Source organism: Stenotrophomonas sp. YJH_SMC_138 (genome assembly GCF_059369855.1).
On sequence record NZ_JCAFTB010000004.1, the window covers coordinates 295487 to 311739 of the forward strand.

The following is a 16253-nucleotide window of genomic DNA, read 5'->3' on the forward strand; positions in this document are numbered from 1 at the left end:
CGCCGGGACGTGCCCGGCCAACCCGGTGCGGGCTTAGAACTTCCAGTTCACGCCGAAGTACAACTGGCGACCGGCGTACAGGTTGGACAGCAGGCGGGCCTGGCTGTCGTTGCCGATGTAGCTGCGCAGCTCGGACTTGGTGGCGTTCAGCACGGCAGCCGTCACCGTCCAGTCCGGGGTCAGGTTGTAGGCCACGTTCAGGTCAAGCTGGCTGTACGGCTTGGTGTAGGTGGTCATGCCATTGTTCAGCCCGCCGACCACTTCACCGCGACGGTTGTACGAGGCACGCGCCAGGAACTTGTCGTTCTCGTAGAACACGGTGACGTTGGCCTGGTTCTTGGCGCTGCCGACCAGCGGCGATGAGCCGATTTCCTCGCCGTCCAGCACGATCGAGGCCAGGTTGGTGTCGTTGTAGGTGTAGTTGGCCTGCACGCCCAGACCGAAGTCGAAGGTGTACTGGCCATACAGCTCCACGCCCTGCGAAACGCCATCGCGGCCGTTGGCCTGGGTCTCGTACTTCTGCACGGTGACCGACTGCCCGCCGACGTTCATCTGCTGGTCGCGCACCACCGGCACGGTGAAGTTGTCCACGTTCTTGCGGAACAGCGAAACACCTGCGACCGCGCCCGGCTGGAAGTACCACTCCAGGCCCAGGTCGAACTGGACCGCCTTGAACGGCTCCAGCGCCTTGTTGCTGCCCGAGCCGTACCAGCCGGGCGTGTCGGTGCCGCCGGTGACACGGCGATCGTTGGCGTACTCCTCGCTGATGTAACGCAGGCCACCGGGATAGGCGATGCTGGTGTAGCTCGGGCGCGCGACCACCTTCGACGCCGCACCGCGCAGCACCAGGTTGTCGGTGATGTCCCAGGCAATGTTGAAGCTCGGCAGCACGTCGGTATAGGTCTTCTCCAGCGACGACAGGGCGTACACCTTGTCGCGCACCTGGGCGTCGGGCAGGCGGACGAAGCCACCCTGGCAGCGCAGGTTCGGATCGGCGGCCGGATCATCGCAGCTCATCGGCGCGCCGCTGGCGTTGTCGACGAAGTAGTCGTTGAAGCGCTCGACCGAGTCGCTGGACTGGGCGAACTGCTTGGTGCGCACCACGCGCACGCCGACGTTGCCGCGCACGCGCTCGGTGCGGAAGTTGGCCTGGAAGTAGCCGGAGTAGATCTTCTCGTTGACGTCGTAGACGAAGTCTTCCTCGGTGCGGTTGTGCGAGCCGCCGTAGGTCTTGTTCAGGTAATCGATGTAGGCCGGGTAGTTGATGCCCGGGAACACATTGGCGTTGAAGGCGCCGGTGATGTTGCTGATCGGGTTGGACAGGAAGAAGCCCGGCTGCGCGTTGCCAGCGGTCGGATCGCAACCGGCCTGGTAACGGTTGTTGTCATAGTCGGACGGGTCCAGGCCCGGGCACACCCAGTAGGTGTTGCCGGTGTTGCGGTGGACCTTGCCGTCGCGGTACTTGGCACCGAACTGGATCGAGTCCAGCCAGCCGGCCTCGAACAGCTTGGTGACGTCTGCCTGGAAGTAGTTCTGCTTGACTTCGGTCTGCATCCACGACGAGTCGGTGGAACCGGTATCGACTTCGGCGACGCCGGCCATCAGCTGCTGCTGCAGGTCGGGAGAGAACTGCACCGACGGCGTGCCGGTGAGGTCCCACGCGGTGTACTGGTTGCCGGACTGCCACTGGTTGCCCACCTTGCGGCGCGGCTTGGCCGACATGCGGAAGTTCATCGACGGACCACCTTCGGACCAGGTGCGGCCGCCGGTGAACGAGGCTTTCCAGAGGGGGCTGATGTCCCAGTCAATGGTCAGGTCCGCGGTCTGCGACAGTGCCTTTTCCTTGCTGTAGCCGCCGGTGAGCTGCGGGGTGGGGATGGTGCAGTCGTCCGGGCCCCAGCCACCGGGCTTGAGGCCGGCGGCAGCCGCTTCATCCTCGCTGCAGTAGTAGGTCTTACCGGCCAGCTTCTGGTACTGCGCGCCGGTGACGATGCTGCCGGTCGGATCGAAGTCCAGGCCATTGAGCAGGCGGCCGCCGGCCCAGTTGCCGTCCTGGTTGTAGCGGGCCAGGTTCCACTCCGGCACCTTCAGCATGTTCTGGGTGTAGTCACCCTGCAGCTCGAAGCGGAAGTAGTTGGCCGTCATCGTGACGTTGTCGACCGGCTTGAACTGGAAGGTCAGCTGCCCGCCCTTGCGTTCGCGCTTCTCTTCCTTCACCGCGAAGTTCACCGAGGTCGGCATGAAGAACTCACTGTAGTTCTTGCCGGTCTGGTTGTTGAAACCGGACTCGCCCCACCAGTAGTGGATGCCATCCTGCTCCAGCAGGTTGCCGTTGGCATCGCGGGCGGTGGTGCCGTTGCCGTACCACTGGTAGTCCTCGGTGCTGGCCTCCATGGTGCGGGTAGTGCGTTTCTGCTGGGTCACGCCGACCAGCACGCCGAAGCGCTCGTCCTTGCTGTGCCAGGAATACAGCGCCGACACCTGCGGATCGACGTCGTGGCTGGTGTCGGAGGTGGTGCCCTCCAGGTTCACGTAGCCGGAGTTGGATTCCATGTCGAGCGGACGGCGGGTATGCAGGATGACCGTGCCGCCGATGCCGCCTTCGTCGATGCGTGCTTCCGGCGACTTGAACAGCTCGGCGCTGGACAGCATGTTCGACGGCAGCAGGGTGTAGTTGAAGGAACGGGTGGCTTCGTTGTTGGTTTCCGAGGAGGCGACGAAGTTGCCGTTCAACTGGGTCAGGGTCAGGTCCGGTGCAAGGCCGCGCACGCTGACGCTCTTGCCTTCGCCACCGCTGCGGGTGATGACCACGCCGGGCACGCGCTGCAGTGCGTCGGCCACGTTCTTGTCGGGGAACTTGCCGACGTCTTCGGCGGTGATCACTTCGACCACGGCGTTGGCATCGCGCTTCTGCTCAAGGCTCTTTTCAATGGCATAGCGGTAGCCGGTGACCTGGACGCTGTCCAGAGTCGTGGCGTCCTGCGAGCTGGTGGTCGTGGCCTGCTGCGCGGCGGCGCCTGCCGGAATGACGGCGGCAGCCAGGGCCAGCGCGATGGCCAGCGACAATGCGTCCTGGCCGTGCGTACGTGTTGAATGCTTCATTCCCATCTCTCCCTCTCTCCTGGATTGATCCGGTGACGTGGCACGGACAACTTGAATCGATCTAATTTGAAGTGAATTTGTCGCTGTCGCCATGCAGTGGCAGTAGCACCGCACGCGTGGCCTGGTGTACGTCCTGTTGCTGCTCCCCCAACTCCCGGCCATCGCAGCGTCGTCTTGGATCGATCTAAGCGATGGGCGGGCGATTTTTAGCATGGGTCGCCCTTGGGCGCATGCTGCTCCGCAATATGGTACTGGCGTGGCGTAGGGATGACGGTTTGCTGAAATCAGTGAAATCGTTTTCGTGCGCAGGGAGGGGGGCGGCAGGGCTGCGCCCTGCACCTGCGGGTAGTGCCGGCCGCTGGCCGGCAAGAGCCAAAGCCAAAGCGGCTCTGGGTTGTCTGGGTTTGGCGGTGCGGTGTGGACTGGCAGGACACGCCGTAAACCCTTCCATGGGGGCTCGATGGCGCCATTGACAGTTTCCCGGTGACGGTTGGATTGATCCTGGAGCGACATGGGGTCATGGGGTCAGATCCGTTTCCCGTTGGAAAACGGATCTGACCCCGGATTGATTTCGATATCTGACAGAGATTCATCCACTCATGGCGTGGATCCATCCACAGATCGCGGAAATCTGTCGAAGGCGGGGTGGGTCCGGTTGCGGGGGTGTCCGCGGCATGGATGCCGCGGCCAAGCCCCCAGGGATGGGTTTACGGCGTCCCTCGCAACCGGACCCACCCCGCCATTCCACGGATCGCCGGCTTTTGCTGTTGCTTCGGCTGTTGCTTCTGAGGTTGCCGGCCAGCGGCCGGCACTACCGCGGGTGCAGGGCGCAGCCCTGCCGAACCCCCTCATGCTGCGCCGCAGAATGCATTCGGCTGAACCTGCATGCTCTACTTGAATCGATCTAAATCCACGGTCACGTGGGTCGGGCGTCATTCCAGGGGGAGCCTTCTGCCGGTCCAGGCAGAGCTCAGCGGAACGGTGCCGGAAGGCCCGGGCCGTCTGTCTCTGCGTCATCGACTACAGGAACCCGACATGCGTCCAGTGCCGTCCGCTCCCGCCGTCCCATCATCCTCGCGCCCGCTGGTGCGCCTGGCCTGCCTGATTGCGCTGTCGGCGGCGCCGATGCTGCTGCAGGCCGCGCCGGCAGCGCTGGAGCGCGAGGTCAATACCTTCATCGGCAGCAAGGACGACGGCAACACGTTCCCGGGCGCGTCGGCGCCGTTCGGCCTGATCCAGGTCAGCCCGATCGGCAGCCACTATTCGGGTTGGCGCTATGACGACGAGAAGATCCGTGGCTTCGGCCACTCCTTCATCTCCGGTGCCGGCTGCTGGGAACAGGGCGGCCAGGTGTCGGTGCTGCCGGTCACGGGCTCGATCGGTCCGGGCGGCGATTTCGATACCGGCAACGCCAAGCAGTTCGACCACAAGGCCTACGCCGCGTCCTACACCCACGATGGCGAGGTCGGCCAGGCCGGCTACTACAAGGTGCGGCTGACCAGCTACGGCGGCATCGATGCCGAGGCGACCGCGCGTACCCGTGCTGCGGCCGAGCGCTACACCTTCAGCCAGCGCAGTGGCGATGGCCACGTGCTGGTCAATGTCGGCCAGGCCAACGAGCGCCATTCGGTGATCGGCAGCGTGGTCGATGTGGTCGGCGACCGCGTGGTCGAGGGCAAGCTGGTCACCAAGAGTTTCTGCGGCGGCCATCAGTACACCACCTGGTTCCGCATCGAGTTCGACCGTCCGTTCAAGGCGCATGGCACCTGGGGTGAGGGCGGCGGCCTGCCGGGCGCGCGCCACAGCATGGAAGGCGAGCAGAAGCCGAACGGTGCCTGGCTCAGCTTCGACCTGGCCAAGGGCCAGTCGGTGACGGCGGTCAGCGCGATCTCGCACGTGGATGCCGAAGGCGCGCGCACCAACCTGCGTGCCGAGGGCATGCAGGGTGGGTCGCTGCTCGGTTTCGACCGCATGCGCGCGCTGTCGCAGCAGGCCTGGCGTGAGCAGCTTGGCCGTGTACGCGTGCAGGGCGGCACCGCCGATGACCGCACCGTGTTCTACAGCGCGGTCTACCACGCGCTGCTGCAGCCGATGACCGGCAACGATGCCGATGGCCGCTACCGCGGCTATGACGATGGCATCCACCGTGCCGAAGGCTGGACCTATTACGAGTACTTCTCGCTGTGGGATACCTACCGCGCGCAGAACCAGTGGCTGGCACTGACCCGCCCGGACGTGGCGCGCGACATCGGCCGCACCTTGCTGGCGATCGATGAGCAGGGCGGTTGGCTGCCGCGCTGGGGCTATGCCAACTTCGAAACCAACATCATGACCGGCGATCCGGTCACCCCGTTCATGGTCGACCTGTGGCGGTTCGGTGCACTCAAGGGCCGTGAATCGCAGGCGTGGGATGCGCTGCGCCGCAATGCCTTCGGCACGCCGCCGCTGAACTCGCGCATGGCCGGCCGCTCCGGCAACCCGACTTACCTGGACAAGGGCTACGTGGCCTATGACCGTGCATTCCCGTCCAAGGGCATGGACGTCGATCCGCACCACGGTGGTTCGGCCACGCTGGAGTACGCGCTGGCCGACTGCGCGCTCTCGCAGATGGCCGACGGCCTGGGCCATGCCCAGGATGCGGCGACGCTGCGCGAGCGCGGCCGCAACTGGCGCAAGGTGTGGGACCCGCAGGTGCGCGACGCCGAGACCGGCTTCACCGGGTTCCCGCGCCCGCGTAACGAGGACGGCCAGTGGTACACCCCGTCCGACGGCCATTACAGCCCGCGTTCGCACCACGGTTTCCACGAGGGCACGGCGTGGCAGTACCAGTGGCTGGCGCAGCAGGACGTGCCGGGCCTGGTCGAAGCGATGGACGGCCGCGAGCAGGCGGGCCGCCGCCTCGATGCGTTCTTCGCGATGGACGCGCTGCAGGCCGACCCGCTCAATGCCGCCCGCAAGGCGTGGGTGGTCGGGCCGTACAGCTACTACAACCAGTTCCGCTACAACCCGAACAACGAGCCGGACCTGCACTCGCCGTGGCTGTACACGCTGATCGGCCAGCCGTGGAAGACCGCGGCCGTGGTGCGTGCGGCGCAGCAGCTGTTCACCAATGCCCCCAACGGTGTGACCGGCAACGATGACCTCGGCACGATGTCGGCCTGGTACCTGTTCAGTGCCATCGGCGTGTACCCGGCGGTGCCGGGCAGCGGCCAGTTCCTGCTGCACACCCCGCGCTTCAGCAAGGTGGAAGTGGACATGGGCAATGGCCGCACCCTGCGCATCGACGCGCCGGGCGCCGATGGCCGCCGCCTGCAGTATGTGCAGGGCGTGCAGGTCGATGGCCAGGCGCATGCACCGGTGTGGCTGGACTGGAACCGCCTGCAGCAGGGCCCGCGCGTGCGCTTTGCGCTGGATGCGAAGGTGCCGGAGCAGGGCTGGGGCACGGCGGTGAAGGATCTGCCGGTATCCTGGTGCGCGGCACCGGGCAGCCAGCTGCGCTGAGCCGGACTGTGCCGTTCGCGGCGACCCAGCGAACGGCACGGCACGACACGGCCCTGATCCATTAGGCTTGAGCTTCCAGCGGAGTCCGGGAAGACGATGAACGACAACGGCAGCAGTCCCAGCAAGCGCGCCGGCAAGGCGGTGACGGTGACCGACATCGCGCGTGCGATCGGCGTGTCACGGGCAACCGTGTCGCTGGTGCTGCGCGGCAGCCCGCTGGTCAATGTCGATACCCGCGCCAAGGTCGAGGCCGAGCTGCGCCGCCAGCGCTATGTCTACAACCGCGCGGCGGCCAACCTGCGCCGGCGCACCTCGTCGAGCATCGCGCTGGTGATCAACGACCTGTCCAACCCGTTCTTCGCCGAATTCGCGTCAGGCGTGGACGAGGCGCTGGGCGGGCGCGGTTACGTGACGTTGCTGGGCAGCACCGGGGAATCGCCAGAGCGCCAGCAGGCCGTGCTGTCCACGCTGATGGAGCACACCCCGGCCGGCCTGATCCTGTCGCCGGCCGAGGGCAGCGACACCGCGCAGTTGCGGCAGGCGCTGGGCGCCAATGCCAACGTGCTGCTGTTCAACCGCGAACTGGCCGGGGCTGACTGGGACTTCCTGACCCTGGACAACCAGCACGGCGCCTATCTGGCCACGCGCCACCTGATCGAGCGCGGCCATCGCCAGATCGCCTTCTTCGGCGGCCACGCCGCATCCAGTTCCTGCCACCAGCGCCGCGCCGGTTTCCAGCAGGCGCTGGCCGAGGCCGGGCTGTCGCTGCCGCCGGGTTGGATGATCGAGTCGGCGCCGAACCGCCTGGAAGCAGCAGCGCGCACCGATGAACTGTTTGCCGATGGCCATCGTCCGAGTGCGGCGGTCTGCTACAACGACACCGTCGCGCTGGGCCTGATGCTGGGCTTGAACTCGCGTGGCATCCGTCCCGGTGGCGACTTTGCCGTTACTGGTTTCGACGACATTTCCGAGGCTGCGGTGGCGGTGCCACCGTTGACCACGCTCACTGCCGACCCGCGCGAGCGTGGCCGGCAAGCGGCCGCGCTGCTGCTGCAACGGCTGGACGAACCGGATGCGCCGCCACGGCGCACGGTCGCGCCGGTGCAGCTGCGCATCCGCGAAAGCAGTGCTGCGCGACCGAACTGATTCCTTTCATACACCCCTTCCACGCAACAACGACCTTCCGCGCATCGAGGCGCGTACCGCATGCCGATCTCCGCAACGCCCCGTCCATCGGGTTCCTCGGGCAACGCACCCGCCGTCACCAACGGCAAGGCGTTGGCTGTCGTCACCACGATCTTCTTCATGTGGGGCTTCCTGACCTGCCTCAATGACATCCTGATCCCGCACCTGAAGGCGGTGTTCGAACTGAACTACGCCAAGGCGATGCTGGTGCAGTTCACCTTCTTCGGCACCTATTTCCTGATGTCGCTGCCGGCGGGGCGGCTGGTGGCGGCGCTGGGCTACAAGAAAGGCATCGTCGCCGGCCTGGTGATCGCCGGCATCGGCGCGCTGGGCTTCTGGCCGGCGGCCGAACTGCGCGTCTATGGCGCCTTCCTCGGCGCACTGTTCGTGCTGGCCACCGGCATTACCGTGCTGCAGGTGGCCGCCAACCCCTATGTCGCGCTGCTGGGCCCGGAGCAGACCAGCTCCAGCCGCCTGACCCTGGCGCAGGCGCTGAACTCGCTGGGCACGGCCATCGCCCCGATCTTCGGCGGCATGCTGATCCTGTCCAACACGGTCAAGAGCGCTGACGACATCGCGGCGCTGCCGGCCGCCGAGCAGCTGGCCTACCGTGCCGCCGAGGCGCAGGCTGTGCAGGGTCCGTACGTGGGCCTGGCGGTGGCGCTGGTGCTGCTGGCGCTGTTCGTATTCCTGTTCCGCCTGCCGGCGCTGAGCGACGCCACCGAGCAGGCCGACCAGGGCCACCACCACAGCTACCTGGATGCGCTGCGCAAGCGCCACCTGCTGCTGGGCGTGCTGGGCATCTTCTTCTACGTCGGTGCCGAAGTGTCGATTGGCAGCTTCCTGGTCAACTACCTGTCGATGCCGAACATCGGTGGCTTCAGCGAGCAGCAGGCCACGCATTACGTGTCTGCCTACTGGACGATGGCGATGATCGGCCGCTTCGCCGGTTCGGCGCTGCTGGCGCGCTTCTCGCCCAGCCGTCTGCTGGCGATCTTCGCGCTGGTCAACGTGGCGCTGCTGGTCACCACCATGCTGAGCTCCGGCAACGTCGCGCTGTACTCGGTGGTGGCCATCGGCCTGTTCAACTCGATCATGTTCCCGACCATCTTCGCGCTGAGCATCGAGCGCCTCGGCCCGCTGACCAACAAGGGGTCCAGCCTGCTGATCATGGCCATCGTCGGCGGTGCCGTGGTGCCGTACCTGCAGGGCGTGCTGGCCGACCACATCGGTGTGCAGGCCAGCTTCATCCTGCCGCTGCTGTGCTACGGCTACATCATTTTCTACGGACTGGTCGGCGCGCGTACGCCGGCCTCCGCAACGCAGGGAGGCTGAGTCCGGAATGGGTGCCATCGTTTGCTTCGGCGAAATTTTGATCGATCTACTAGCACAGCCGCCGGCCTCGGCCGACACCCCGCGTGCGTTCCTGCAGTACGCCGGTGGGGCGCCGGCCAACGTCGCGGTGGCGGCTGCGCGGCTGGGTGCGAAGACCCAGTTCGTCGGCATGCTGGGCCGCGACATGTTCGGCGATTTCCTGGCCGACAGCCTGGTCGAGCACGGCGTGGGTACCGATTACATCGTGCGCACCGACGCGGCGAAGACCGCACTGGCCTTCGTGGCCCTGGATGCCAATGGCGAGCGCAGCTTCAGTTTCTACCGCCCGCCGGCGGCTGACCTGCTGTTCCGTGACAGCGACTTCCAGGCGGCGTGCCTCGACAGCGCGCAATGCTTCCACGTCTGTTCCAACAGCCTGACCGAGCCGGCCATCGCCGAGGCGACCTTTGCCGGCATGGACCGTGCCCGCGCTGCCGGTGCGGTGGTCAGCCTGGACCTCAACCTGCGTCCTGCCCTGTGGCCGGCGAACGAGGACCCGGCGCCGCGCCTGTGGCAGGCGCTGGAACGCGCCGACCTGGTCAAGCTGTCGCGCGAGGAGCTGGACTACCTGGCCGCGCCGCTGGGCGCCGATGGCGAGGCGGCGGTGCTGCGGCGCCTGCTGGCCGCGCGGGCGCGCTGGGTGATCGTCACCGATGGTGCAGCCACGCTGCACTGGTACACCCGCGACAACCACGGCACGGTCACCAGCTTCCGCGTGGCCACGGTCGACACCACGGCGGCCGGTGATGCCTTCGTCGGTGGCGTGCTGGTTGGCCTGCTGGAGCGCGGCGGGGCCGGTGCCGGTTTTACCGCCTTCTGCCAGGACCCGGAGGCGATCACCGCCACGCTGCGCTTCGGCGCAGCGGTCGGCGCGCTGGCTGTTACCCGCAAGGGCGCGTTCGCCGCGATGCCCTCGCTCGATGAAGTGCAGCAGCTGCTGCAGGCACAGGACATTACTGCATGAGCACCTCGCCCGATTTCCGTTCGCCCGCGTTCCTGCGCGCGCACATCGCCGATACCATGGCGTTCTACCACCCGCGCTGCATCGATCCCAACGGTGGCTTCTTCCACTACTTCCGTGATGACGGCAGCATCTACGATGCCAGCCATCGCCACCTGGTGAGCAGTACCCGTTTCGTCTTCAACTACGCGATGGCCTACCGCGAGTTCGGCAATGCCGAGTACCGCGACGCGGTCGAGCACGGCGTGCGCTACCTGCGCGAGGTGCACCGCAACCCGGCCACCGGCGGCTATGCCTGGACCCTTCGTGATGGCAAGGTCGAGGACGACATGAACCACTGCTACGGCGTGGCCTTCGTGCTGCTGGCCTACAGCTGCGCGCTGAAGGCAGGTATCGAGCAGGCCCGCGCGTGGATGGACGAGACCTGGCAGCTGCTGGAAGCGCGCTTCTGGGAGCCGCAGCACGGGCTCTACAAGGATGAAGCGGACGGCCAGTGGAACTTCACCGGCTATCGTGGGCAGAACGCCAACATGCACATGTGCGAGGCGATGCTGGCCGCGTTCGAGGCCAGTGGCGAGCAGCGCTATGTGGAGCGCGCGCTGCAGCTGGCCGACAACATGACCCGCCGCCAGGCGGCCAAGGCCGGCGGGCTGGTCTGGGAGCACTACGATGAGAACTGGGAGATCGACTGGGACTACAACCTGGACGACCCCAAGCACCTGTTCCGCCCGTGGGGCTTCCAACCGGGGCACCAGACCGAGTGGGCCAAGCTGCTGCTGATCCTCGATCGCCACGTGCAGGCCGACTGGCTGGTGCCGACCGCGCAGCACCTGTTCGACGTGGCCGTGGCGCGCAGCTGGGACGACGCGCGAGGCGGCCTGTACTACGGCTTCGCACCGGAATCGCGCCGGCAGCCGGGCATGGATGGCGCGCCGATCGGCGGCGACAGCTTTGTCTGCGACGACGACAAGTACTTCTGGGTGCAGGCGGAGACGCTGGCGACCGCCGCGCTGATGGCCAAGCGCACCGGCGATGACCGCTACTGGCAGTGGTACGAACGCATCTGGGCGTACGCGTGGGAACACTTCGTCGACCATCAGTTCGGCGCCTGGTTCCGCATCCTCGATGCCGACAACCGCAAGTACAGCGACGAGAAGAGCCCGGCCGGCAAGGTGGATTACCACACCATGGGCGCGTGCTACGAAGTGTTGAACGTGGTGCGTTGAGGCGCGTGTCGCCATACGCATGATGAATCGGAATCAGTAGCGCCGGGCCACGCCCGGCGGAGAAACAGGAGCTCCGCGTGCATCGTCTTTCCCTCGTTGTCCGTCTGCTCCTGCTGCTGGTCGCAACGTCGGCCTTCCCGGCAATTGCAGCGCCTCTGCAGGCACAGTGGGAGTTCCGCATGCTGCCCGGCGACGCGCAGGGCGCCGCCCACCCAGGCCTGCAGCAATGGCGTGCGGCAACGGTGCCGGGCAGCGTGCACACCGAGCTGCTGGCGCATGCGCTGATCCGCGACCCGTACGTGGGTGCGCCCGAAGCGGAGCTGCAATGGATCGGCCTGGCGGCCTGGGAGTACCGCGCGCGCTTCGACGTGGACGCGGCGATGCTGGCCAAGCCCCATGCCGAACTGCGCTTCGACGGGCTGGACACTTATGCCGAAGTCAGCCTCAACGGCAAGCCGCTGCTGCGCGCGGACAACGCGCACCGGACCTGGCGCGCGCGCGTGGAAGGGCATCTGCGCGCAAGGGGCAATGAACTGCAGATCGTGTTCCGCTCACCGATCCGCACGCTGCTTCCGGGCGTACAGGCGATGCCACACAAGATCGCTGGCAACTACCCGTCGCCGTATGGCGATGAGCCGAAGGACGCGATGGTCGGAAACTTCGCGCGCAAGCCGGCCTACCACTTCGGCTGGGACTGGGGCCCGCGTTATGTCACCGCCGGGGTCTGGCGCGGGGTCGACCTGCAGGCTTGGGATACGCACCGCCTGACCAGTCTTGCCGTGCGCACCGATGCATTGAGCGCGGAGCAGGCGAAGCTGGCGGTGCTGCTGCAGGTGGAGCAGGGCAGCGCCACCGGTTCTGCGGTCGTCAATGTGGAAGTCCTCGATCCGCAGGGTCGCAGCGTGGCCCAGCAGCAGCGCACCGTACTGCTGAAGCCCGGGCAGAACAGTGTTGAACTACCGATTGAACTGGCGGAACCGAAGCGGTGGTGGCCGGTCGGCCATGGTGCGCAGGATCGCTATACCGTGCAGGCGCGCCTGGATGGCGGTGCCGACGCAACGCTGGTGCGCGAGCAGCGCATCGGCCTACGCACGGTCGAACTGCGCCGCGAAGAGGACGGCAAGGGCGGGCAGGGCTTCGCCTTCGTCATCAACGGCGTGCCGATCTTCGCCAAGGGCGCCAACGTCATTCCGTTCGATGCCTTCCCCGCACGCGTCGACGCAGCACGCCTGCGCCAGGTGCTGACCGCCGCGCGCGACGCCAACATGAACATGCTGCGCAACTGGGGCGGTGGCTACTACGAGGACGACGCGTTCTTCGACATCGCCGATGAGCTGGGCCTGCTGGTCTGGCAGGACTTCATGTTCGGCGGCGGCATGCAGCCGGGCTACGATCCGGCCTTCCGTGCCAGCGTGGTGGCCGAGGCGCGCGACAACGTGCGCCGGCTGCGCCATCACCCCAGCATCGTGCTGTGGTGTGGCAACAACGAGGAAGAAACCGCCTGGAAGGACTGGGGTCACGGCCGCGACCTGAAGGCGGCCGACCCGGCATTTGCGGCGAAGGTCTGGCAGGGCTATGTCGACCTGTTTGGCAACGACCTGCGCCAGGTGGTGGGCGAGGAAGGACTGGGCGTACCGTACTGGTCCAGTTCGCCCAGCAACGATCTGGACGAGAAGGCCAACGATTCGACCCGCGGCGACAAGCACTACTGGCAGGTCTGGGGCAATCCGGCGCTGCCGGTGCAGGCCTACCTGCGTGAGACGCCGCGCTTCATGTCCGAGTACGGGCTGCAGGCGTGGCCGTCGGTGGCGACGGTGGATCAGATCGCCACCCGCGCCGAGCAGCGCATCGACAGCCCGGTGATCCGCGCGCACCAGAAATTCATGGCCGGCGAGGGCAACAGCCGCCTGCTGCACTACATCGAACAGGGCTATGGCACGCCGAAGGACTTCGAGGACTTCGTCTACCTCAGCCAGGTCATGCAGGCCGATGGCATCGCACTGGCGGCGCTGCATCATCGCGCCTCCCGGCCATACACGATGGGTTCGCTGTACTGGCAGCTCAACGATGTCTGGCCAGGCGCCTCGTGGTCCAGCGTGGATTACTTCGGCCGCTGGAAGGCGCTGCACTTCGCCGCGCGGCGCTTCTTCGCGCCGGTCACGGTAGCCGCGCTGCGCGATGAAGGCAGCACGCGGGTACGCCTGATCAATGACGGTGCGGCGCTGGATGCACGTTGGCGGCTGCGGGTGATCGACATGGACGGCAAGGTGCTGCGCCGTCGCGAGGATGCGGTGACGCTGGCGGCGTCGGGTGTGACCTCGATCGGTGATTTCCGCGATGCCGAATTGCTGGCCGGTGCCGACCCGAAGCGCACGGTGGCGGTGTTTGAGCTGCTGCGGAACGGGGCGGTGAGCGCACGGCAGGTTGTCGGATTCGTCGAAGCCAAGGACCAGGTATTGCCGCGGCAGAAGCTCAAGGCCACCTTGTCCATCGAAGGCGACCACTATCGACTGCGGCTGGAAAGCGCGGCGTATGTGCGTGCGACGTGGATCGACTTCGGTGCGCTGGACGTGCAGGTCGAAGAAAACCTGCTGGATCTGCTGCCGGGCGAAACCCGCGATATCGCGGTGCGCGGCCCGGTGGATCTGGTTACCCTGCGCGAGGCGCTGAGGGTGAAGACCCTCAGCGAGCGTTGAGGGATATCCCGCTTTGGTAGGTGCCAACCTTGGTTGGCACACCAGGAGCCTGCCAACCAAGGTTGGCCTCTACCATTTTGCTTACAGCTGGATCTGCTGGAAGTTCTCGACCCGCTCGTGGCCGTTGGCGGACTGGCCGGTACGCGGCATCGGGTAGTCATCCAGGCGGTCGATCAGCCGGGTCTGCAGGCCGGCTTCGCGGGCAGCATCCAGTTCTTCGACCACATCGGACAGGAACAGGATCTCGCCGGCCGGCACGCCAATGGCCTGCACGATGCGGCGGTAGCTGTCGGCCTCACGCTTGCCACCCATCTCGGTATCGAACCAGCCCGACACCAGCGGGCTGAGGTCACCGGCATCGCTGAAGCCGAAGAACAGCTTCTGTGCCGGCACCGAGCCGGAGGAGTACACGTACAGCGGCAGGCCGGAGGCATGCCAGCCCTTCAGCACCGGTGCCACTTCCGGGTAGAAGTGCGCGGTGTAGTCGCCGCGACGGTAGCCCTCATCCCAGATCAGGCCCTGCAGCGCCTTCAGTGCGGTGTGCTTGCGGTCCTGGTCAATCCAGCCCTGCAGCGTCTCGGCCACCAGGCTGTCCTGGCAGGCGCCGCCGATCTCGGTAGCCACCGCGTCCAGCCAGCGGCGGACCTCCGGCTGCTGGCCATGTTCGGCGACGAACGCGGGCAAGGCCTTGCGGGCATAGGGGAACAGCACGTTCTTGACGAACGAGATGCTGCTGGTGGTGCCTTCGATGTCGGTCAGGATGACGCGGGGCTGCATGGATCAGGACGCCTGGGTAGGTACGTAACGGGGGAACTTCTGCGCGATGTCGGTGCCGGTGAAATGACCCACCCAGCCGTCCGGCTCGGTGAAGAAGCGGATCGCCACGAAGCTCGGTTCATCGCCCATGTCGAACCAGTGGGTGGTGCCATCGGGCACGGCGATCAGGTCGTCCTTCACGCACTCGATCTCATAGACCTTGTCACCCACGTGCAGGGTGAACAGGCCCGAGCCTGCGACGAAGAAGCGCACCTCGTCTTCCTTGTGGAAGTGCTCGTCGAGGAACTTCTTGCGCAGCTCGGCGCGGTTCGGGTTGTCCGGGGCGATCGAGGCCACGTCCACGCTCTTGAAGCCGCGCTCGGCGACCAGGCGGTCGATGTCCGCACGGTAGGCGGCGAACACTTCCTCCTGGCTGGCGCCCGGCGCGACTGGCGCGGTGGCCTGCCAGCGCTCGAAGGTGACGCCGATCTTCTGCAGCTCGGCAGCGATGACCGCGCCGTCCTGGGTGTCCAGCAGCGGCGATTCGGGGCGGGTGTCGTCGTAGATGCGCAGTCGGCTCATGGCGGCAGCTTGAACGTCTCGGGGGGAAGACAGGGTAGCAGGGTGGGGGCGAGGCGCAGATTCCGGATCGGCATCTGCACCTGCGCGCAGGCTCAGCCGCGCAGCTTGCGCAGCTCGAGCTCGCAGTGGAACAGGAATTCGAAGGCTTCCAGGTGGCGGCGCGCCTCGGCCATGTCACGACCCCAGGCATACAGGCCGTGGCCGTCGATCAGGTAACCCCACAGGTTCTGCCGGTCGAGCAGGTCGTCGACCTGCGCCGAGAGCACGTTCATGTCCTGGGTGTTGGCGAACACCGGCACGTCGATGGCCATTTCATGGGTGCTGTTGCCGGCGAAGGCCTTCAGCAGCTCGTAGCCTTCCAGGCGGATATGACCCTGCGGCGCGTACAGGCGCGAAGCGATGGTCTGCACCGGCGAATGCGTATGCAGCACACAGCCGATTTCCGGGAAGCGGCGGTACAGCTGGGTGTGCAGCAGGGTCTCGGCGGACGGGCGCAGCGGGCGACCGACGGCCAGGCCGTCGAAGTCCACCACCATGATGTCGTCCTCGATCAGCCGGCCCTTGTCCTGGCCGGACACGGTGATCGCGGCGTGGCGGTCATCCAGGCGGTGGGAGAAATTGCTGCTGGTGGCCGGGGTCCAGCCGGCGTGCGCCAGTTCGCGGACGTTGTCGATCAGCAGCTGGGCCAGTTCGCTCAGGCGCGCGGTGTCGTACGGGAAGGTGGGGGCGTTCATGCCGGCGATTTTACTGGATTCGGCCAACGGCTGAGCCCCTCGTGGCGGGTCGTGTAGAGCGGTTCATGGGCGGGCGGGGCGGGTGGGCCGTGCAGGGGACGCTGCAAGTACGTCCCTGTAAGCTCGATGGCGCCAT

Annotated in this window: 10 protein-coding genes; 6 read left to right on the forward strand and 4 right to left on the reverse strand. The window is 66.5% G+C overall.

Annotated features, from left to right (window positions below; all coding sequences use genetic code 11):
• Positions 1-33: 33 nt before the first annotated feature.
• Complete coding sequence (locus AC5P7I_RS11710) at positions 34-3108, reverse strand: TonB-dependent receptor (protein ID WP_262087481.1); 3075 nt, start codon at positions 3106-3108, stop codon at positions 34-36.
• Positions 3109-4137: 1029 nt separating this feature from the next.
• Here AC5P7I_RS11710 and AC5P7I_RS11715 point away from each other — a divergent pair.
• The 6 genes from AC5P7I_RS11715 to AC5P7I_RS11740 all read left to right on the forward strand — a co-directional run bounded on the left by AC5P7I_RS11715 (position 4138) and on the right by AC5P7I_RS11740 (position 14045).
• Complete coding sequence (locus AC5P7I_RS11715) at positions 4138-6603, forward strand: GH92 family glycosyl hydrolase (protein WP_262087483.1); 2466 nt, start codon at positions 4138-4140, stop codon at positions 6601-6603.
• 96 nt (positions 6604-6699) lie between these two features.
• Positions 6700-7749 (forward strand): LacI family DNA-binding transcriptional regulator, encoded by a 1050-nt coding sequence (locus tag AC5P7I_RS11720; protein ID WP_014646964.1) that lies wholly within the window; start codon positions 6700-6702, stop codon positions 7747-7749.
• 60 nt (positions 7750-7809) lie between these two features.
• Positions 7810-9123, forward strand: coding sequence for an L-fucose:H+ symporter permease (fucP, locus tag AC5P7I_RS11725; protein WP_032957977.1), 1314 nt, complete (start codon positions 7810-7812; stop codon positions 9121-9123).
• 7 nt (positions 9124-9130) lie between these two features.
• Positions 9131-10126 (forward strand): carbohydrate kinase family protein, encoded by a 996-nt coding sequence (locus tag AC5P7I_RS11730; RefSeq protein ID WP_046430385.1) that lies wholly within the window; start codon positions 9131-9133, stop codon positions 10124-10126.
• Complete coding sequence (locus AC5P7I_RS11735) at positions 10123-11349, forward strand: AGE family epimerase/isomerase (protein ID WP_049408762.1); 1227 nt, start codon at positions 10123-10125, stop codon at positions 11347-11349. The genes AC5P7I_RS11730 and AC5P7I_RS11735 overlap by 4 nt, the downstream gene beginning before the upstream one ends.
• Positions 11350-11426: 77 nt before the next feature.
• Positions 11427-14045, forward strand: a complete 2619-nt coding sequence (locus AC5P7I_RS11740; RefSeq protein WP_262087485.1) for a beta-mannosidase — start codon at positions 11427-11429, stop codon at positions 14043-14045.
• An 81-nt stretch (positions 14046-14126) separates the two neighbouring features.
• On the opposite strand, the gene mtnC is transcribed toward AC5P7I_RS11740, so the two are convergent.
• The 3 genes from mtnC to AC5P7I_RS11755 form a co-directional block, all read right to left on the reverse strand.
• On the reverse strand, positions 14127-14822 hold the full coding sequence (gene mtnC / locus AC5P7I_RS11745; RefSeq protein ID WP_014646969.1) for an acireductone synthase: 696 nt from the start codon (positions 14820-14822) through the stop codon (positions 14127-14129).
• Between the two features lie 3 nt (positions 14823-14825).
• A complete protein-coding gene (locus AC5P7I_RS11750; RefSeq protein ID WP_005409451.1) occupies positions 14826-15383 on the reverse strand; it encodes a 1,2-dihydroxy-3-keto-5-methylthiopentene dioxygenase in 558 nt (185 codons plus the stop codon).
• A 92-nt stretch (positions 15384-15475) separates the two neighbouring features.
• Entirely contained in the window at positions 15476-16117 is a 642-nt protein-coding gene (locus tag AC5P7I_RS11755; RefSeq protein WP_164077971.1) for a methylthioribulose 1-phosphate dehydratase, read from the reverse strand.
• Positions 16118-16253: the final 136 nt, after the last annotated feature.

What these genes read in the sequence shown, in the direction of transcription:
- AC5P7I_RS11755 (WP_164077971.1), bottom strand. Translation starts at nt 16,117, where the DNA reads ATGAACGCCCCCACCTTCCCGTACGACACCGCGCGCCTGAGCGAACTG.
- AC5P7I_RS11710 (WP_262087481.1), bottom strand. Translation starts at nt 3,108, where the DNA reads ATGGGAATGAAGCATTCAACACGTACGCACGGCCAGGACGCATTGTCG.
- fucP (WP_032957977.1), top strand. Translation starts at nt 7,810, where the DNA reads ATGCCGATCTCCGCAACGCCCCGTCCATCGGGTTCCTCGGGCAACGCA.
- AC5P7I_RS11735 (WP_049408762.1), top strand. Translation starts at nt 10,123, where the DNA reads ATGAGCACCTCGCCCGATTTCCGTTCGCCCGCGTTCCTGCGCGCGCAC.
- AC5P7I_RS11720 (WP_014646964.1), top strand. Translation starts at nt 6,700, where the DNA reads ATGAACGACAACGGCAGCAGTCCCAGCAAGCGCGCCGGCAAGGCGGTG.
- AC5P7I_RS11715 (WP_262087483.1), top strand. Translation starts at nt 4,138, where the DNA reads ATGCGTCCAGTGCCGTCCGCTCCCGCCGTCCCATCATCCTCGCGCCCG.
- AC5P7I_RS11730 (WP_046430385.1), top strand. Translation starts at nt 9,131, where the DNA reads ATGGGTGCCATCGTTTGCTTCGGCGAAATTTTGATCGATCTACTAGCA.
- mtnC (WP_014646969.1), bottom strand. Translation starts at nt 14,822, where the DNA reads ATGCAGCCCCGCGTCATCCTGACCGACATCGAAGGCACCACCAGCAGC.
- AC5P7I_RS11750 (WP_005409451.1), bottom strand. Translation starts at nt 15,383, where the DNA reads ATGAGCCGACTGCGCATCTACGACGACACCCGCCCCGAATCGCCGCTG.